12 protein-coding genes, 3 tRNA genes and 1 pseudogene are annotated in these 19,122 nt (G+C 69.6%); 6 read left to right on the forward strand and 10 right to left on the reverse strand.

Translation table 11 applies throughout. The features are described from left to right. Positions 1 to 409 precede the first annotated feature (409 nt). Positions 410 to 538 (reverse strand): annotated as a pseudogene (locus tag ACIA8X_RS41400) (IS3 family transposase); the annotation flags it as partial. A gap of 29 nt (positions 539 to 567) precedes the next feature. Here ACIA8X_RS41400 and ACIA8X_RS41405 point away from each other — a divergent pair. Then, entirely contained in the window at positions 568 to 735 is a 168-nt protein-coding gene (locus ACIA8X_RS41405) for a hypothetical protein (RefSeq protein ID WP_399460474.1), read from the forward strand. 21 nt (positions 736 to 756) lie between these two features. Here ACIA8X_RS41405 and ACIA8X_RS41410 read toward each other — a convergent pair whose 3' ends face one another. From ACIA8X_RS41410 to ACIA8X_RS41430, 5 genes are all read right to left on the reverse strand, one after another. After that, on the reverse strand, positions 757 to 2,379 hold the full coding sequence (locus tag ACIA8X_RS41410) for a glycoside hydrolase 43 family protein (protein ID WP_399460475.1): 1,623 nt from the start codon (positions 2,377 to 2,379) through the stop codon (positions 757 to 759). Positions 2,380 to 2,808: 429 nt separating this feature from the next. Further along, complete coding sequence (locus ACIA8X_RS41415; protein ID WP_399460476.1) at positions 2,809 to 4,251, reverse strand: non-reducing end alpha-L-arabinofuranosidase family hydrolase; 1,443 nt, start codon at positions 4,249 to 4,251, stop codon at positions 2,809 to 2,811. Between the two features lie 1,021 nt (positions 4,252 to 5,272). Further along, positions 5,273 to 5,349, reverse strand: a tRNA-Ile gene (locus ACIA8X_RS41420). Between the two features lie 181 nt (positions 5,350 to 5,530). Next, a tRNA-Asn gene (locus ACIA8X_RS41425) sits at positions 5,531 to 5,603 on the reverse strand. 5 nt (positions 5,604 to 5,608) lie between these two features. Next, positions 5,609 to 5,681 (reverse strand) — tRNA-Asn (locus ACIA8X_RS41430). Between the two features lie 158 nt (positions 5,682 to 5,839). On the opposite strand from ACIA8X_RS41430, the gene ACIA8X_RS41435 reads away from it, so the two are divergent. The 4 genes from ACIA8X_RS41435 to ACIA8X_RS41450 all read left to right on the forward strand — a co-directional run bounded on the left by ACIA8X_RS41435 (position 5,840) and on the right by ACIA8X_RS41450 (position 11,606). Beyond that, the gene (locus ACIA8X_RS41435; RefSeq protein WP_093909530.1) at positions 5,840 to 6,148 is read left to right on the forward strand and encodes a YtxH domain-containing protein; all 309 of its coding nucleotides are present in this window, start codon (positions 5,840 to 5,842) and stop codon (positions 6,146 to 6,148) included. 175 nt (positions 6,149 to 6,323) lie between these two features. Next, positions 6,324 to 7,781 (forward strand): FGGY family carbohydrate kinase, encoded by a 1,458-nt coding sequence (locus tag ACIA8X_RS41440; RefSeq protein ID WP_393461076.1) that lies wholly within the window; start codon positions 6,324 to 6,326, stop codon positions 7,779 to 7,781. A gap of 163 nt (positions 7,782 to 7,944) precedes the next feature. Beyond that, positions 7,945 to 9,678, forward strand: coding sequence for an ABC transporter ATP-binding protein (locus ACIA8X_RS41445; RefSeq protein WP_399460477.1), 1,734 nt, complete (start codon positions 7,945 to 7,947; stop codon positions 9,676 to 9,678). After that, positions 9,678 to 11,606, forward strand: coding sequence for an ABC transporter ATP-binding protein (locus ACIA8X_RS41450; protein WP_393461072.1), 1,929 nt, complete (start codon positions 9,678 to 9,680; stop codon positions 11,604 to 11,606). The genes ACIA8X_RS41445 and ACIA8X_RS41450 overlap by 1 nt, the downstream gene beginning before the upstream one ends. A 156-nt stretch (positions 11,607 to 11,762) precedes the next feature. Here ACIA8X_RS41450 and ACIA8X_RS41455 read toward each other — a convergent pair whose 3' ends face one another. From ACIA8X_RS41455 to ACIA8X_RS41465, 3 genes are all read right to left on the reverse strand, one after another. Further along, positions 11,763 to 13,079: an RNA polymerase sigma factor gene (locus ACIA8X_RS41455; protein ID WP_393461070.1), complete on the reverse strand. Its 1,317-nt coding sequence runs from the start codon at positions 13,077 to 13,079 to the stop codon at positions 11,763 to 11,765. Between the two features lie 114 nt (positions 13,080 to 13,193). Then, on the reverse strand, positions 13,194 to 15,095 hold the full coding sequence (gene dnaG, locus ACIA8X_RS41460) for a DNA primase (RefSeq protein WP_393461068.1): 1,902 nt from the start codon (positions 15,093 to 15,095) through the stop codon (positions 13,194 to 13,196). A gap of 61 nt (positions 15,096 to 15,156) precedes the next feature. Further along, the gene (locus ACIA8X_RS41465; protein WP_399460478.1) at positions 15,157 to 16,422 is read right to left on the reverse strand and encodes an NAD(P)/FAD-dependent oxidoreductase; all 1,266 of its coding nucleotides are present in this window, start codon (positions 16,420 to 16,422) and stop codon (positions 15,157 to 15,159) included. 349 nt (positions 16,423 to 16,771) lie between these two features. Between ACIA8X_RS41465 and ACIA8X_RS41470 the strand changes: the two genes are divergently transcribed. Continuing rightward, entirely contained in the window at positions 16,772 to 17,758 is a 987-nt protein-coding gene (locus ACIA8X_RS41470; protein ID WP_399460479.1) for an ArsR/SmtB family transcription factor, read from the forward strand. A 44-nt stretch (positions 17,759 to 17,802) separates the two neighbouring features. On the opposite strand, the gene ACIA8X_RS41475 is transcribed toward ACIA8X_RS41470, so the two are convergent. Further along, entirely contained in the window at positions 17,803 to 19,056 is a 1,254-nt protein-coding gene (locus ACIA8X_RS41475; protein WP_399460480.1) for a deoxyguanosinetriphosphate triphosphohydrolase, read from the reverse strand. Between the last annotated feature and the right edge of the window lie 66 nt (positions 19,057 to 19,122).

Genomic DNA, 19,122 nt, shown 5'->3' on the forward strand with positions numbered 1-19,122 from the left:
CCGCCGACGGGGAAACGGGGAGCCACCCGGGGCCACCCGTCTCACCACCATAGGAACAAGATCAGCAAGTGCGGCAAGTCCTATTCCGCGGCGGAGGGAGCGACGGCGGTCGTGTAGCGGAGGCTGCTCTTGGCGCCGAACGAGAAGACGTGTGCAAGGTGGAGAGGGTCGGCTCCGCTGGCGAGGGCCTCGTAGAGTTTACCGACCGTGGGAGCTCGGATACCGGCTCTGAACTGCGACGATTCATGGACTACATGTCCGTGTCGGCAAGTTGGGATCGTGGTTGTCGCTCGTTCGTGTGGTCGTCGTGACGTGAGCGGGAGCACGGTGCGCGATGCTCGCAGCGCGCGGGGGCGCCTGGGCCCCCGTTGAGCTTGTTCCGCTTTGACGGACACCATCGGTGTGGTGGTCAGGCCGCGAGTGCGGTCTCGTACTCGGCGGGACTGCGGTAGCCGAGGCTGCTGTGCAGTCGGTGCAAGTTGTACCAGTCCTCGATGAAGTCGAAGATCGCGGTGCGGGCCGCAGCCCGACTGGGCCAGGAGCTCGTGTCGAGAAACTCCCGTTTTGATGGTGGCGAAGAACGACCCGGCCGCCGCCGTCCGCGAGAGCGTCGCCACCCTGCGGGCCCTGGAGGAGCGCGCCGCGCGGCTGCCGCTGGACGAGCTGCGCGAGGCGCAGTTCCGGCACGACGCGATGGCCGTGCAGCGCATCGTGCGCACCGCGCCGTTCAGCTGAGGACCGGACTGCATCGGATGGTCAGGGCGTGCTCAACTCGAAGCGTTCCACCAGCACTTCGCCGCCGAGGGCCTGGGTGGCGTGGTTGAAGACGGCGAAGCGGTAGCCCATGAAGAAATGAGGCCTCTCGTTCATGGTGAAGGCCGGGCCGAGCGGGGTGAAGGTGGTGCCGTCGGTGCTGTAGGAGAACGTCGCCTGGCGGCCCGGCCCCGGGCTGATGTCGGCGGCGGCGCGCAGCCAGACGCGGCTGCCGGACGCGGGGAGGTCGGCGCCGGCCTGCTCGGTGCCGGTGCCGCTGGTGTTCCAGTTGGCGTCCATGGTCAGGCCGTCGAACATCACCAGCCTGCTGACGCCGTCCTGCCGCGTGACGCCGATCCAGGCGGAGGAGTCCCGCAGCATCGCCAGCCCGGCCCGGTCGCCGTCCGCCATCCCGGAGCAGTCGAGCACGACGGTCGCGGTGGAGGCGGGGCCCTGGATGCGGCGGGTAAGGGTGTTACGGGCGTTGTAGAGGTCGTCGGTGACGGTGGCGGTCCTGAGGGTGAGCCCGTTGTCGACGGTGAACGCGGCGGTGTCGGGGTTGTGGTTCCACTCCCAGTACGGCGCCAGCGCCGTCCCCTCGAAGGTGTCGGCGCCGGTCATCGGCGGGAGCGGGTGCGGGGTGACCGGGTAAGGGTATGTCTCGCCCCACGTGCCGTCGACGGTCTGGAGCTCGGGCCAACCCTCGGCGTTCCAGGTGACCGGGGCCAGGGCGGGGACGCGGCCGCCGGGATAGGCGTCGATGAAGCCCATGTAGTACCAGTCGCCGTTCGGGGTGTCGACCAGCGAGCCCTGGTGCGGCACGCCGCCGCCGGGGATCGGGCCGGGCAGGTCCAACAGCACCTCCCGCATCTCGTACGGGCCGAAGGGGCCTGAGGTGGACTTCCAGATGTACTGACCGTTGGCCGGGCGGGTGACGAAGATGTAGTAGTTCCCGTTGATCTTGTAGAAGCGGGAGCCCTCCATCAGGTGCATGTCGTCGGGCTTGGTGAGCACGTGCTCGGACCTGACCTCGGTGCGCATGTCCGGGGAGAGCTGCGCGACGTGGATCTCGTTGGCGCCGTACGCCACGTACGGGGTGCCGTCGTCGTCGAAGAGCAGCCCCGCGTCGTAGTAAATGCTGCCGATCTCGGCGTGCCGGGTCCAGGGGCCCGCCGCGTCGGTGGCGCTGTATACGTACGACCGCTGCCAGCCGATCTGGCCCAGCCAGTAGAAGGTCTCGTCGCTGGGGCGGTGGCGCATCGAGGACGCATAGATGCCCTGGACGTACGCCCGTCCGCCGTTGAGGTCGTACGCGTCGCCGAAGTCGAGGACCGGCACCGAGTGGCCGATGAACTCCCAGTTGACCAGGTCGTAGGAGCGCAGGACGGGCGCGCCCGGCGAGAAGTGCATGGTCGAGCCGGTGTAGTAGTACGTGTCGCCGACGCGGATGACCTCGAGGTCGGCGAAGTCCTGCCAGATCACCGGGTTGGTGAACTGCTCCTGCTGGGCCGTCGTGGCCGCCGCCGCGCGCGTCGCGCCCATCGCCGGCAGCGTGGCGCCCGCGACCAGGCCGACGGTGGCCGCCATGACTCTCCGGCGACTGTGGGGGTGTTGGAGCCAGGACATTCGAGATCAGCTTCCTCACGTGTGGGGGACCGAGAACGAAGTTCGAAATATCAGACATAATTCTGAGTGTCGAACGGGAACATAGGAGGGGGCAGGAGGGGAGTCAACACCGGGCGATCAGCGGGTGGTTGGCGGCTCGCCCACAGCAGTCGTCGTTCGGTGATCCTCGGGCGCCGGCGACCCCGGCTCACTCGACAAACCCTGAAACCGACCGACTCACCAGGCTTGACACGTTCCGCGTCTCGTGGTCGACCAGGACGAGGCCGCCACCATCCGGGTTCTCCGCGTGCACGGGCGGGCTCGGCCTTGCACCGAGCCCGCCGCTCCAACTCCACCCGTTCCTGATCGCTCGCTGTGACGCTCACCCGGTTCGGCGTACGTCGTTGCCCGCGAACGCCAGGAACACCAGGACCTGCGCCACGCCACCGGCTAGCGCTGCAGTGTCAGTACCCCCGGCCGGTACGGCAGGAGGCCGTAGTCCCCGCCGTCGGTGCTGGGGTCGCGCCCCTGGTAGAGGAACTGCAGGTTGCAGGGGTCGATGGTCTTGGTCTGGTCGGGGTTGGTGCGAACCAGATCGCCGTGGCTGATGTCCCTAGTCCAGGCCGTCGCGCCGCTGTTGGCACTGCCGGCGAAGGGGCTGGTCACGGTCTCGGCCTGCGGCTGCGGTGTCCAGGGGCCGTCGAGGCTGGTGGCCGTGAACGAGCGGAAGTAGCGACCATACCCTGTGTAATTCTGGGCCTCGACGATCATGAGGTACTGGTTCTGACCCTGGACCTTGTAGACCTCCGGCGCCTCGAACAGCTTGTCCTCGGTGTCGCTCATGACCGTCGTGACCGAACCGAAGGTGCCCGGGAAGTTGCCGATGGGCATGCTGGACCGGTAGATGTCGCCCTTGTCGTTGGCGAAGAACATGTACATGTTCGTGTCGTCGCCGATGAGGGTCACGTCGAGGGGGCCCCCCTTCGGAAGGGTGCCCGTCCACAGCTCCTGCTGCTCGGACCAGCCGTTGGGGTTGGTGGGGTCGCTCGAGGTGCGGTAGGAGAAGCTGTATGGCCAACCCCCGTTGTAGGCGAGCACCCAGAGGTTCTTCGGGGCGAAGTAGAACAGCGTCGGCGCGATGCCAGCGAAGGGAATCGTGTTCTGGGTGGCGGTGGCCATGTCGGACCAGTTCGTGAAGGGGCTGAAGGTCGTCAATCCCCAGCGCCCATCCTCACCGGCGACGGTGTCGTGCGTCGTGGCATAGACGACGTGCTTGCCGTTGTGGACGACGCTGGTGAAGTCCTTCAGCGATGCCCACCCCGCCTTCGGCTGCGCCAGCGGACCGGTCGAGGTCCACCGGTAGGTCGACGGAAGAGCACACGTGTTGCTCGCCCCGGACAGGCCGGTCCACTTCTGGTTGGTGCCGCCGTGGCACGACCAGATCTGCACCCCCGTGCCGTTGGCCTTACCCCAGCCCGAGACTTCCAGGCACAGTCCGGACCGCACGCCGACGATCGTGCCGTCGGGGTTCACCCGCCACTGCTGGTTGTCACTGCCGTTGCACGTCCAGATCTGCACCGGGGTCCCGGACGTGGTGGCGCCGCCCCGGACATCCAGGCACTTGTTGCCGTACACGGTCAGCTGGTTGCTATCCGTCGACGTCCACTGCTGGTTGATTCCGCCGTGGCAGTCCCAGATGTGCACGTTCGCGCCGTCGGTCTGACTGAAGCCCGCCACATCGAGACACCGGCCGGAATCAACACCGCGCACGTCGCTGGTGGTGGCCGCCTGAGCCGGACTGGCGACGAGCAGCGCCGCCAACGCGGCCAGGGCCGCGACCGCGGCGGCGAGCACCGCGGACGGGCGCCTGAGGCTGAAACTACGTCTGCGCATAAGGACCTCGTCATCCTTGAGCAAGCGACTCCGGTTTGCCCCGTTGGGGGCTGTCCGGCTGCCGGCGTGATGCGGCTTGTTCGTTATTTCGAACAGGGGTCGAAGTATCGATCGGGGGAATGCTAGACATCCCATGAATGACGTCAATACTTCTCGCACAATTCGTGGGCAGAAACGTTCGCACGCTGAAACCAGGCGGCTTCAAGTCCCGTGGTTGTACGGGTCTTTGACTGAGGGTCAGCTAGCGGTGCAGGCGCGGGCTCGGTGATCATTACGGACCCCGACCAGGTCGCTCACCTGAGCCTCTGGTTCGGCTCGGCGCCCGACCCGCGCCCGCGGCGGGGCCGGTGGCACTCACTGACGCCGGTCCCGTCGACGTGTGCCTGCAGCGGTCGTCTGCGGTGCGGGGAGCGTCGAGAGCTCGCCGAGCGGGGTGCGAGTGACGGGCGAGCAGTCCTGCTCATCCCGCACCGCAGCGACGCGGCCGATGAGGGCGCGCTGCCCGGCGACTACCGCAAGATCCTGGCGATCGTGCGGGAGGCCGACGGCCCGGTGCAGGTCAGGGCGGTCGGCGAGCGGCTGGGCCTGGACGCCTCGGTGCCCGGCAAGCTGGAGCCGCTGCGGGCGAAGATGACCAAGCCCGCTGAAACCCCGGCCGCTGCTCCCCGCACCCGCGGGGATGGTTCCAGTGCCCGTTCACATGCAATGGCGCAGCACTCCTGCTCCCCGCGCCTGAGCGGATGGTCCCAGCCAGGCCGTGGCCGTGGCCGTGGGGCGCCTAAACCTACTTTGAGTTGCCGGCAGCCCCTACCTGAACGACGGCTGCCCGGTGAATCACTCACCAGCCGTGGGATCGTCCACCACTGATCCCACCCCAAAAGCCCAGGTCACAAAGGTCCAGGGTCCGGGGGAACACACGAAGTCGCGCTTTCGCCACACCGATTCCGGGCAGCCGCCTCATGCAAAACACCCCTCCCAACCGCGCTTCCGGAGGTCAGAACGTTTCTGCACAGGTGACCGCTGGTGGGGCGGGTGGGACTCGAACCCACGGCCGACGGATTATGAGTCCGCTGCTCTAACCGGCTGAGCTACCGCCCCATAGCGGCGTGTCGCGTACAAGTGTGCGCGCCGTCTGCCGCAGCATAGCCGCTCATACGATCTCCTGCTTCGCATGGTCGACTTCGCCTGCCCTGAAGGACTCCGCTGTGACCTGCGCGGTTCCCACGACAGGGACACGGACATGAAAAAGGACCCCTGCGTGGGGTCCTCGTTCAGCATGCTCCCCCGACTGGACTCGAACCAGTAACCTGCCGGTTAACAGCCGGCTGCTCTGCCAATTGAGCTACGGAGGACCGAGCTCCCCCGACTGGACTCGAACCAGTAACCTGCCGGTTAACAGCCGGCTGCTCTGCCAATTGAGCTACGGAGGAATGCCTCGTTGCATCGAACGTACCTACCTGGGTATTCGCCAGGGGGCGTGCGCTCGCTGCGACACATACATTAGCGCAAGCAGGGGGGTGCTCCGCCAATCGGTTCCCCCCGGCCGCGACGCCGCACCAGGGACCTACGCAAGGGAAGGGTGGCCGCCATGCGCTACCGGCTCACGTTCGTCGTCGGACTCGCCGTCGGTTACGTCCTGGGCACACGTGCCGGACGTGAGCGCTACGAGCAGCTGAAGAAGTCCGCCCGCGAGTTCGCGCAGAACCCCGCGGTCCGCAACACCGCCGAGTCGGCGGCCCAACAGAGCCGCCACTTCGCGGGCAAGGCCTACCACACGGTCTCCGAGAAGGTGGGCGACCGAGTCCCCGAATCGGTGGCGGCCCGAGTCCGCTCCCTACGCGAACGCAGCGCCCACAACGGAGGCGCCGAGGACGACTGGGGCACCAGCAACACGTAGGAGTTCTTCCGAGGACAGCAGCTGGCAGTAGGCCTGGGGCGCAGGGGACTGCATCGCCGCCAAGGGGCGCGGGGAACTGCGCGACCAGCCCCACACAACCCGCACCCGAAACACACACGCACCCCCACGGCGCCCACGGCCCAAGCCAGCGCGGCGCTCAGGCACAATTTGGGCCATGGGGATAGTCGCCGGGTTGGACAGTGCGCCCGATTTCACTCGCATCGTCGTCTGCGACACGGACACAGGCGCCGTGCTCAGGCAGGGGTATGCCCCGCACCCGGTGGAATCGCCGGACGGCGGCGGCGCCCGCCCTTCCGATGTCGATCCGCAGGCCTGGCTGCTCTCCCTCGGTGAGGCGGCCGGGGGCGGGCTGCTCGAAGGGGTGCAGGCCATCGGGGTGTCGGCGCAGCAGAACGCGGTGGTGCCGCTCGACGCGCAGGGCAACACCGTGCGCCCCGCGATGGTCGGCGGCGACAAGCGTGCGCAGGTCGCGGCGGCCGATCTGATCGACGCGCTGGGCGGGCGGGAAGCGTGGGCGCAGGCGGTGGGGTGTGTGCCGCAGGCCCCGCAGCCGGTCACCAAGCTGCGCTGGCTCGCCAAGACCGAACCGGAGAACGCCGTACGCGCCGCCGTCCTGATGCAGGCGCACGACTGGCTGGTGTGGCAGCTGCTCGGTCGGCCCGTGAGAAGGACCACAGACCGGGGCGGGGCCTCCGGGACGGGTTACTGGTCGGCGGCGACCGGCGCCTACCGCGGCGATCTCGTCGAGCTGGCGCTCGGCCACCAGGCGATGCTGCCCGAGGTGATCGGGCCGTCGGAAGCGGCCGGTACGACCCCGGAAGGGCTCCTCATCTCCGCGGGGACCGGCGAGACCATGGCCGCCGCCTTCGGGCTCGGCATCGGGCTCGGCGACGCCGTCGTGTCGCTCGGCGCGTCCGGGTCCGTGATGGCCGTGCACCCCGAGGCCCTCGTCGACAGCAGCGGGATGATCACCTCCCTGGCCGACGCGACGGGCATGCACCTCCCGGTCGTGACCACCCTGAACGCCGTACGCACCCTGCGCGGCACCGCCGAACTCCTCGGCGTGCCCGACCTGGAGGGCCTGTCCGACCTGGCGATGAAGTCGACGCCGGGGGCCCATGGGCTGGTCCTGCTGCCCTATCTGGAGGGTGAGCGGACGCCGAATCTGCCGCACACCGCGGGCACGCTGGCCGGGCTTCGGCGGGAGTCGATGAAGCCGGAGCATCTGGCGCGGGCCGCGTTCGAGGGCATGCTGTGCGGGCTCGCGGACGCGCTCGACGTGCTGCGTGGCCGGGGTGTCGAGGTGCGGCGGATCTTCCTGCTGGGGGCGGTCGCCGAGCTGTCGGCCGTGCAGGCGGCGGCGCCCGCGCTGTTCGGGGCGCAGGTCGTCGTACCGCAGCCCGCGGACTACGCGGCGATCGGCGCCGCCCGGCAGGCCGCCTGGGCGCTCGGGGTGTCGCAGGGCACCCTCGACCCGCGCACCCCGCCGGTCTGGCAGGGCGCGGCCGCGCAGGTCCTGGAGCCCGGCGAGGAGCTGGCGGTGGGGCAGGCGGTGCGGCAGCAGTTCGTGTCGGTGCGGGATCAGACGCATCCCGGGGCGTTCCGGCCGTAGCGGCCGGGAGGTGCGAAAGGTAAGAGACCGGTAGGAAGCGAACCCGGAAGGCCGTACGGAGGCGCGCTGACGGCTTAATCGGTTGAGGTAACACCACCGGAGTGTTCGACGATAGGGGCCAGGGGCAACCAATCGCCCCGTCGTCGACTCCGAGAGAAGCAGCGTGCTCATACGACTTCTGCGGACCTACCTCAGGCCCTACCGAAAACCCATCGCCTCGCTGGTGCTGCTGCAGTTCCTGCAGACCTGCGCCACCCTCTACCTGCCCACGCTGAACGCGGACATCATCGACAAGGGCGTCGTCAACGGCGACACCGGCTACATCCTGAGCTACGGCGCCCTGATGGTCGGCATCTCGCTGGCGCAGGTCGTGTGCAACATCGGTGCCGTGTACTACGGCGCCCGGACCGCGGCGGCGCTCGGGCGGGACATGCGCGCGGCCGTCTTCGACCGGGTGCAGTCCTTCTCGGCACGTGAGGTCGGGCACTTCGGCGCGCCCTCGCTGATCACCCGGACGACCAATGACGTCCAGCAGGTGCAGATGCTGGCGCTGATGACGTTCACACTGATGGTGTCGGCGCCGATCATGTGCGTGGGCGGCATCGTGCTGGCCCTCGGCCTGGACGTGCCGCTGTCGGCGGTGCTGGTGGCCGTGGTGCCCGTGCTCGGCATCAGCGTGACCTTGATCGTGCGCGCGCTGCGGCCGCTGTTCCGGACCATGCAGGAGCGCCTGGACACGGTGAACCGGGTGCTGCGCGAGCAGATCACCGGCAACCGTGTGATTCGTGCCTTCGTGCGGGACGAGTACGAGCAGCAGCGCTTCGGGAAGGCCAACGCCGAGCTGACGGACATGGCGATGGGCACCGGCAAGCTGCTCGCGCTGATGTTCCCGATCGTCATGACGGTGGTGAACCTGTCGTCCATCGCGGTGGTGTGGTTCGGCGCCCACCGGATCGACAGCGGCGGGATGGAGATCGGTGATCTGACCGCGTTCCTCGCCTATCTCATGCAGATCGTGATGTCCGTGATGATGGCCACCTTCATGTTCATGATGGTGCCGCGCGCGGAGGTGTGCGCCGAGCGCATCCAGGAGGTCCTGGACACGTCGTCGAGTGTGGTGCCGCCGGTCGCGCCGGTACGGGAGCTGCGCCGGCACGGTCATCTGGAGATCCGGGGCGCCGGGTTCCGCTACCCGGGTGCCGAGGAACCGGTGCTGAAGGCGATCGACCTGGTGGCCCGGCCCGGTGAGGTGACCGCCGTGATCGGGTCGACGGGCAGCGGCAAGTCCACGCTGCTGGGGCTCGTGCCCCGGCTGTTCGACGCGACCGACGGACAGGTACTCGTCGACGGCGAGGACGTGGCGGGCATCGAGCCCCAGCTGCTGGCGAAGACGGTCGGCCTCGTGCCGCAGAAGCCATACCTGTTCGCGGGGACGGTGGCGACCAACCTGCGCTACGGCAACCCGGACGCGACGGACGAGGAGCTGTGGCACGCGCTGGAGGTGGCGCAGGCCAAGGGGTTCGTGGAGGGTCTGGAGAGCGGGCTCGACTCCCCCATCGCGCAGGGCGGCACGAACGTGTCCGGTGGTCAGCGGCAGCGTCTCGCGATCGCGCGGACGCTCGTCCAGCGCCCGGAGATCTATCTCTTCGACGACTCCTTCTCCGCCCTCGACTACGCGACGGACGCGGCGCTGCGTGCGGCGCTCGGACGTGAGACCGCCGAGGCGACCGTCGTCATCGTCGCCCAGCGGGTGGCGACCATCCGGGACGCCGACCGGATCGTCGTACTCGACGAGGGACGGGTCGTCGGCGCGGGCCGGCACCACGAGCTGATGGCGGACAACGAGACATACCGGGAGATCGTGCTCTCCCAGCTGACGGAAGCGGAGGCTGCCTGATGGCCGGGCCGATGGGGCGGATGATGGCCGGCGGCGGCCCCGACCAGCACTCGCTGGACTTCAAGGTGTCGGGCAGGCGGCTCGTCGCGCAGTTCAAGCCCGAGCGGATCACGATCTACGCGCTGCTGTTCTGCGTGGTGGTGAGCGTGGGTCTGTCGGTCGCCGGGCCGAAGATCCTCGGCGAGGCCACCGACCTGGTCTTCGCCGGCATCGTCGGGCGGCAGTTCGAGTCCGGGATGACCAAGGAGCAGGTCCTCACGGCCATGCGGGAGCGCGGCGACAGCGAGATCGCCGACATGCTGCGCAGCACCGACTTCACGCCGGGCCAGGGCATCGACTTCGGCGCGGTGGGGGACGTACTGCTGCTCGCGCTCACCGTGTTCGTCGTCGCCGGTCTGCTGATGGCGGTGGCGACGCGGCTGGTGAACCGGGCCGTGAACCGCACGATGTACCGGATGCGCGAGGACGTGCAGGCGAAGCTGTCGCGGCTGCCGCTGTCGTACTTCGACAAGAGCCGGCGCGGTGAGGTGCTGTCCCGGGCGACCAACGACATCGACAACATCGGGCAGACGCTCCAGCAGTCGATGGGCCAGCTCATCAACTCGGTGCTGACCATCATCGGCGTGCTGGCGATGATGTTCTGGGTGTCGTGGCTGCTGGCGCTGGTCGCGCTGGTGACCGTGCCGCTGTCGTTCTTCGTCGCCACGCGCGTGGGCAAGCGGTCGCAGCCGCACTTCGTGCAGCAGTGGCGCTCGACCGGCAAGCTCAACGCGCACGTCGAGGAGATGTACACCGGGCACACGCTGGTGAAGGTGTTCGGGCGGCAGGAGGAGTCGGCCAAGCAGTTCGCCGAGCAGAACGAGGCGCTGTACGAGGCGGGCTTCAAGGCGCAGTTCAACAGCGGTGTGATGCAGCCGCTGATGCTGTTCGTGTCGAACATCAACTACGTGCTGGTGGCGGTGGTCGGCGGTCTGCGGGTGGCCTCCGGCTCGCTGTCCATCGGTGACGTGCAGGCCTTCATCCAGTACTCGCGGCAGTTCTCGATGCCGCTGACGCAGGTCGCGTCGATGGCGAACCTCGTGCAGTCGGGTGTCGCCTCCGCCGAGCGGATCTTCGAACTCCTGGACGCGGAGGAGCAGGAGGCGGATCCCGTGCCGGGCGTACGGCCGGAGGAGCTGCGCGGGCGGGTGGCGCTGGAGGGGGCGTCCTTCCGGTACGACCCCGAGAAGCCGCTGATCGAGGACCTGTCGCTGACGGTGGAACCCGGGCACACGGTCGCGATCGTCGGCCCGACGGGCGCCGGCAAGACGACCCTGGTCAACCTGCTGATGCGGTTCTACGACGTCTCGTCCGGACGTATCACCCTCGACGGCGTCGACATCTCCCGGATGTCCCGGGACGAACTGCGGGCCGGGATCGGGATGGTGCTGCAGGACACGTGGCTGTTCGGGGGCACGATCGCGGAGAACATCGCGTACGGGGCGTCCCGGGACGTCACGCGGGGCGAGATCGAGGAGGCCGCGCGGGCCGCCCACGCCGATCGGTTCGTCCGTACGCTGCCCGACGGGTACGACACGGTGATCGACGACGAGGGCAGCGGGGTCAGCGCGGGTGAGAAGCAGCTGATCACCATCGCTCGGGCGTTCCTGTCCGACCCGGTGATCCTGGTGCTGGACGAGGCGACGTCGTCGGTCGACACCCGTACGGAAGTCCTGATCCAGAAGGCCATGGCGAAGCTGGCGCATGGGCGGACGTCGTTCGTGATCGCACACCGGTTGTCGACGATTCGGGATGCGGACACGATCCTCGTCATGGAGAACGGGTCCATCGTGGAGCAGGGTGCGCACGGGGAGTTGTTGGCGGCGGACGGGGCTTATGCGCGGTTGTACAAGGCGCAGTTCGCTCAGGCGGTGGCGGAAGTGGACTGAGGCGCGGTCGGGGGTGCCGCGTGGGGTCGTGGGGCGGCTGCGGGCCGGTGGGGGCTTGTCGCGCAGTTCCCCGCGCCCCTTACGTACGTGCAGCTGACGCCCCTTTTAGGGGCGCGGGGAACTGCGCGACCGACCCCCACCGGCCCGCAGACGGCGTCAGTCCAGATAGCCCCTCAGCTGATCCGCGAACGCATGGTCCCTCAGCTTGTTCAAGGTCTTCGACTCGATCTGGCGGATGCGTTCCCGCGTCACCCCGAAGATGCGGCCGATCTCCTCCAACGTGCGCGGACGACCGTCCGCCAACCCGTAACGGAGTTGGACGACCTTGCGTTCACGCTCTCCAAGGGTCGACAGCACCGCTTCCAGGTGCTCCCTGAGCAGCAGAAACGCCGCCGACTCCACGGGTGACGTCGCGTCGCCGTCCTCAATGAGGTCGCCGAGCGCCACGTCGTCCTCCTCGCCCACCGGCGCGTGCAGCGACACCGGTTCCTGGGCCAGTCGCAGGACCTCGCTGACGCGCTCGGGCAGCAGGTCGAGGTGGTCGGCGACCTCTTCCGGCGTCGGTTCGTAGCCGCGTTCCTGCAGCATGCGGCGCTGCACGCGGACGACCCGGTTGATCAACTCGACGACGTGGACCGGCACTCGGATGGTGCGGGCCTGGTCGGCGAGGGCGCGGGACATGGCCTGGCGGATCCACCAGGTGGCGTAGGTCGAGAACTTGTAGCCGCGGGCGTAGTCGAACTTCTCGACGGCCCTGATCAGGCCGAGGTTGCCCTCCTGCACGAGGTCGAGCATGGTCAGGCCACGGCCGACGTACCTCTTCGCCACGGACACGACGAGCCGCAGGTTCGCCTCGATCAGACGGCGCTTGGCCATGCGGCCCATGACGACCAGGCGGTCGAGGTCGAGGGCGAGCCGGCTCTCCAGGTCGGGCGTGCTGCTCAGCTTCTCCTCGGCGAACAGGCCGGCCTCGACGCGGCGGGCGAGTTCGACCTCCTCGGCCGCGGTGAGCAGGGGGATGCGGCCGATCTCCCGCAGGTACTGGCGGAAGAGGTCCGAGGAGGGACCGCTGGTGTCGGGACGGCTGCGGCTCGGCAGCGGCGCTTCGACCGGCTCCGCGGCATCGGCGTCGGCGTCGCCGTTCAGGGCCTCGGCGGGCGGCTCCGCCGGCTCCGGCGCGGCCTCCGGTTCCGTCTCGGGGTGGTGCGCGACACGGCTCTGCGGCGGCACCGCGACGAGAACGTCGGCCTCCGCGTCCGGTTCCGTGCCGTTGGTACTCGTGTCGGTCTTGCTCAGGGTCTGGGTCTGCACGGGGGCGACCTCCAGGATGATCGCTGTCGAGGCATACGGCAGCGCTGCTTCGAGGGCGGAGTCGGCGGCCTCGCCGCTGTCCGTCCCGTACGCGATGAGCGGAACCGCGGGGGTGTGGGACCCGTGGGGAACGGATCGGCCGCGCTCCGAGGACTCAGGCACCGGAACCCAGTGTGGAGTACGACACATCGCCGCCACGAGGGGCGTGCGGTGACTTTTTGCGTCCGGTCCGTGACCGCGCGGTTACCCAGCCGTACGCAAATGGCCGCGCATCGCTCAGAGCGCGGCCGCGCCTCGCTCCCGCAATGCCTGGTCGTACTGCTGCAACACCCACAGTTCGTTCTGTACGGCGGCGAGTTGGGCGGGGTCGCCGCCCGCGCCGAGGCGGGTCAGCTGGCTCTGGATGTCGCGGATGCGGCGCTCCACGGCGCGGCGGCGGACGGTGACGAGTTGTTCGCCGGCGTAGTTCTCGTCGACGGTCCTGCGCATGATCGCCTCGACCGCGAGTTCCGTGACCATCGCGCGGACCTGGTCGTCGGGGGCCGCCTCGCGGACGCGGACCAGGTACTCCTGCCCGTCCTGGACGCCGTACTCGGCGCCGCCCGCGTCCAGGATCGCCTGGCGTACGGCGGCGTACGGCGCGGCGGTGAACTCGTCGACGCCGTACGCGTCGACCGCCGGGGAGACCAACTCGGGGCGCTGCAGGGCGAGTTTCAGCAACTCGCGTTCGGTGGCGAACACGGGGTTGCGGAGGGTCAGGGCCGGGCCGGACGGGCGGGCCGTGGGGGCGGCGTCGTACTGCTGCTGGCCCCGGTTCGCCGGTGCCGGTCCCCTGCCGCCGCGGTCCCGCGCCCAACGCGCCAGCTGCGCCACCCGCTTGACCACGAACTGGGTGTCGAGGATGCCGAGCATGCCCGCGAGCTGGACGGCCACCTCGTGCTGGGCGCCGCTGTTCTTGATGCGGGCGACGATGGGCGCCGCCTCGTCCAGCGCCGCGGCTCGGCCAGCCGGGGTGTCGAGGTCGTAGCGGACGACGATCTGGCGGAGCGCGAACTCGAAGAGCGGGGTGCGGGGTTCGGCCAGGTCGGCGACCGCCTCGTCGCCCTTGGCCAGGCGCAGTTCGCAGGGGTCCATGCCGTCCGGCGCGATCGCGATGTACGTCTCCGCCGCGAACTTCTGGTCGTCCTCGAAGGCGCGCAGGGCCGCCTTCTGGCCGGCCGCGTCGCCGTCGAAGGTGAAGATCACGCGGGCCGAGCCGTTGTCCATCAGCAGTCGGCGGAGGATCTTGATGTGGTCGGCGCCGAAGGCCGTACCGCAGGTGGCGATGGCGGTGGTGACGCCGGCCAGGTGGCAGGCCATGACGTCGGTGTAGCCCTCGACCACGACCGCGCGGCTGGCCTTGGCGATGTCCTTCTTCGCCAGGTCGATGCCGTAGAGGACCTGGGATTTCCTGTAGATCGCCGTGTCGGGGGTGTTGAGGTACTTGGGCCCGTTGTCCGCCTCGTACAGCTTGCGGGCGCCGAAGCCGACCACGTCGCCGCCGATGTCCCGGATCGGCCACATCAGACGGCCCCGGAAGCGGTCGATGGGGCCCCGGCGACCCTCCTGCGACAGACCGGACAGGAGCAGTTCCTTGTCGGTGAAGCCCTTGCCGCGCAGGAAGCGGGTGAGGTGGTCCCAGCCCTGGGGGCTGTAGCCGACGCCGAAGTGGACGGCGGCGGCCTGGTCGAAGCCGCGCTCGGCGAGGAAGATCCGGCCGGTTTCCGCCTCGGGGCCGGTCGCCAGCTGCTCGGCGTACCACTCGGCGGCGATCTTGTGGGCCTCGACCAGGCGGATACGTTCGCCGCGCTGGTGGGAGGGGTTGTAGCCGCCCTCCTCGTAGCGCAGGGTGATGCCGGCCTGGGCGGCGAGGCGCTCGACCGACTCCGAGAAGGTGAGGTGGTCGACCTTCATCACGAACGTGATGGTGTCGCCGCCCTCCTGGCAGCCGAAGCAGTGGAAGAGTCCCTTGCTGGGGCTGACCTGGAAGGACGGCGACTTCTCGTCGTGGAAGGGGCACAGCCCCTTGAGGTTCCCGCCGCCCGCGTTACGCAGCTGGAGGTACTCGGACACCACGGCGTCGATCGGGACCGCGTCCCGTACCGCCTTCACGTCCTCGTCGTTGATCCGTCCTGCCACGCGTGAATTCTACGGGGACGGACTGACACCTACGGTGCGAGGCTTTCGAGCGGACTGACACCTACGGTGCGAGGCTTTCGAGCGGAACGTGCGGGTCCGCCAGCGCCTCCGTGTTCACCTGGGTCTTGGAGCGGATCAGCTGCTGGATGGGCTCTGTGACGTCCCACACATTCACATTCATCCCGGCCAGGACCCTGCCGCCCTTCACCCAGAACGCGATGAACTCCCGCTTCCCGGCGTCCCCCCGGATCACCACTTCGTCGTACGACCCCGGCGGCGCCCACCCGCTGTACTCCATCCCCAAGTCGTACTGGTCGGAGAAGAAATAGGGCACCCGGTCGTAGACGACGTCCTGCCCGAGCATCGCCCGCGCCGCCGCCGGTCCGCCGTTCAGCGCGTTGGCCCAGTGCTCCACCCGCAGCCGGGTGTCGAACAGGCCGTGCGGGAAGGAGGCCACGTCGCCGGCGGCGTAGATGTCGGGGTCGGAGGTGCGCAGCCGCTCGTCGACCACGACGCCGTGGCCGTGGGCGCGGTCGGCGATCTCCAGCCCGGCCGCCTCCGCGAGGCCGATGCGGGGGGCCGCGCCGATCGCCGCCAGGACGTCGTGCGCGGGGTGCTCCTCGCCGTCGTCGGTCCGCGCGGCCAGCACCATGCCGTCCTGGCCGACGATCTCCGTCAGCCGCCTGCCGAAGTGGAACCGCACCCCGTGGTCGCGGTGCAGCTCGCCGAAGAGGCCGCCCAGCTCCGGGCCCAGGACGCCGTGCAGCGGGGTCGGCTCCGGCTCGACGACGGTGACCTCGGCGCCGTACTCGCGGGCGGCCGCCGCTACCTCCAGGCCGATCCAGCCGGCGCCGGCGATCACGATGTGCCCGTTGTCGCGGCCCAGCGACATCAGGACGCCCTTGAGGCGCTCGGCGTGCGCGAGGCGGCGCAGGTGGTGGACGCCGGCCAGGTCCGTGCCCGGGATGTCCAGGCGGCGCGGCTCGGCGCCGGTGGCCAGCAGGAGCTTGTCGTAGTGGACGAGCGTGCCGTCCTCGCCGAACCGCACGGTCTTCGCCGTACGGTCGATCGCGTCGACGGTCTGGCCGAGGTGCAGTTCGATGTCGTTGCGTGCGTACCAGGCGGGCTCGTGCACGAAGACGCTGTCGCGCTCCTCCTTGCCGAGGAGGTATCCCTTGGAGAGGGGCGGCCGCTCGTACGGGTGGTCGCGCTCGTCGCAGATCAGTATCACCCGCCCGGTGAAGCCCTCCGAACGGAGCGTCTCGGCCGCCTTCGCGCCGGCGAGTCCGCCTCCGACGATGACGAATGTCTGATCCGCGTCGACCACTTGTTGCCTCCTCGTAAGGGTGCCGCCACATGCGAGCGTCCCGCACGCAGCGTGATGCGGGAAGAGGGGGTGACCCGATCAGGCCACGCAGGGTCACTTTCGAGTACCCGTTCGCCTCATGTGTCTCACCCGTCGCGGGCCCGTGAGCGCTCCGCGGAGAAGGCCGGCGGCGCGCCTGCCTCCCCCCGGGACAGGCGCTCTGCCACCGCGCCAAGCGTCCCTCCAGGGCCGGGAGTTGACGGGATATTCGCCCAGAATGCAAGGAGAACGGCGGGCTCCGTGGACCTCGCCCGTTCCGTGGCTACGGTGGAGGAGTTGAGCAAACGCTTGCAGAGGCTTCGGGGGACGCATGCTGCGTATCGACTTCACGGCGGAGGATCTGAACCGATTACGGGTCGCGGGAGAGCCGGACCCGCTCTGGGAGACCGTGCTGAGCCTGATGCGGCTGCAGGACCGCAGCGCCTCGCTGGTCTTCGACCCCTGGCGGCGTGAGGTGCGCGCCGCGCTCGCCCGGAAGGGGCTGACCTCGACGGCGACCGCGCTGACGCTGCTCGCGCGCCGGGCCGCGTACTTCCCGGACTTCCTGACCCCCGGGCAGGGCGTCGCCGACCTTGAGGTGGGCATCGACCTGGTGCTCGGCACACCGAAACGCCGACTCTCGCACGAGTTGTCGATACTGTTCCCGAAGGCCCCGCCGCCAGGGTTCCGGCGGCTGGCCGACGGCGACCCGCGGGCGCTGGAGCTGCTCGGCGACGCGCTGCGCCGCTACTACGCGGTGGCGGTGGAGCCGTATCTCCCGGCGATCCGCGCGGCGGTGGCGGCGGACCGCTCGGTCCGGGCGGAGGCGGCTCTGGACTCCGGTCCACAGGGCCTGCTCGACAGCTACCGCACGGTCCTCGGCCGGGAGGAGGAGGCGCTGGTCACCGACTATCCCTTCCACCGGGAGCTACGGCTGGACGGGCGCCCGCTGACGATCGTCCCGGCCTTCTTCTGCGTCCGCACCCCGGTGACGCTCGCCGACCCGCATCTCGCCCCCGTCCTGGTCCATCCGCTGCACCCGGCGCCCGGCTGGCTGGCCCGTTCCCGGCGGGTGGCCTCGGAGCAGCTGCCGGTGGCCCAGCTGATCGGCCCCACCCGGGCCATGGTCCTGGACGCGCTGGAGCATCCGCACACCACGACCGCGCTCGCCGAGCTCCTCCAGCTCACCCCGCCGACGGCCAGCCGGCATGCGACGGTGCTGCGGGAAGCGGGGCTGGTGGAGTCGCGGCGGCAGGGGAACCGGGTGTTCCATCTGCGGACCCGGCTCGGTGACGCCCTCTTGAACGGTGCGCTCTAGACCCGTACACACAGTGTCAGGGCTCTGCAGGCTCTTTGGGCTCTTCAGGCTCTTTGGGTGAGCCGTGCGTGCAGCGCGCGTGCCGACGCGTCCGTCAGGGACGCGATCTGGTCGACGATCACCCGCTTGCGGGCGCGGTCGTCGGCGGCCTCGTCGAACAGGGCACGGAACTGCGGGTCGAGCCCGTCGGGCGCGCGGGTGGTGAGCGCCTCGGCCAGTTCGGCGACCACGATCCGCTGGTCGGCGCGGAGCCGCTCCTGCTCGGCACGCTGCATGACATACCGGTCGGCGACCGCCTTGAGCACCGCGCACTCCAGGCGGGTCTCGTGCGGTACGACGAGTTCGGCGCCGTAGCGGGTGAGCCGGCCGTCGCCGTACGCCGCGCGCGTGGCGCTCTCCGCGGCCAGGCAGAAACGGCCGATGAGCTGGCTGGTGGCGTCCTTGAGGCGGGCCTGCGCGACGGCGGAACCGTCGTAGCCGTGCGGCCACCACTCCTCGTCCTGGAGCCGGTCGAGGGCGGCGGCGAGTTCGGCCGGGTCGGTGTCCTCGGGGACGTACCGTCCGATGGCCACCGCGAAGACCGCCCGGCGTTCGGGCTCGGCGTGCAGGCAGTTGGGGTCGATGTGGCCGGCGTGCAGGCCGTCCTCGACGTCGTGCACGGAGTACGCCACGTCGTCGGACCAGTCCATGACCTGGGCCTCGAAGGTGGTGCGGGCGCCGGGGGCGTCCTTGCGGACCCAGTCGAAGACGGGGCGGTCGTCCTCGTAGACGCCGAACTTCGGGGACTCAGGGTCGGTGGGGTGGGCGCCGCGGGGCCAGGGGTACTTGGTGGCGGCGTCGAGGGTGGCGCGGGTGAGGTTGAGGCCTACGGAGCCCTCCGGGGTGAACCGTTTGGGCTCGATGCGGGTGAGGAGTCTCAGGGACTGGGCGTTGCCCTCGAAGCCGCCGCAGTCCTCGGCGAACTCGTTGAGGGCGACCTCGCCGTTGTGGCCGAACGGGGGGTGGCCGAGGTCGTGGGAGAGGCAGGCCGCCTCCACGAGGTCGGGGTCGCAACCGAGGGCTGCGCCCAGTTCTCGGCCTACCTGGGCGCACTCCAGGGAGTGGGTGAGGCGGGTTCTCGGGCTGGGGTCCCAGGCGTTGCTGTGGGTTCCTGGGGTGACGACCTGGGTCTTTCCGGCGAGCCTTCGCAGGGCAGCGGAGTGCAGTACGCGGGCGCGGTCGCGTTGGAAGGCCGTGCGGCCTGGGCGTTTGTCGGGTTCGGGGGCCCAGCGTTCTACTGCCGACTCGTCGTAGTACATGGTCCGACAGTACGGGCAGACACTGACAAACGGAGGGCTGTGTTGCGCCTAGTCGTCTGCCGGGAT

Origin of the sequence: Streptomyces sp. NPDC051738 (assembly GCF_044453205.1) — a bacterium.
Taxonomy (GTDB): domain Bacteria; phylum Actinomycetota; class Actinomycetes; order Streptomycetales; family Streptomycetaceae; genus Streptomyces.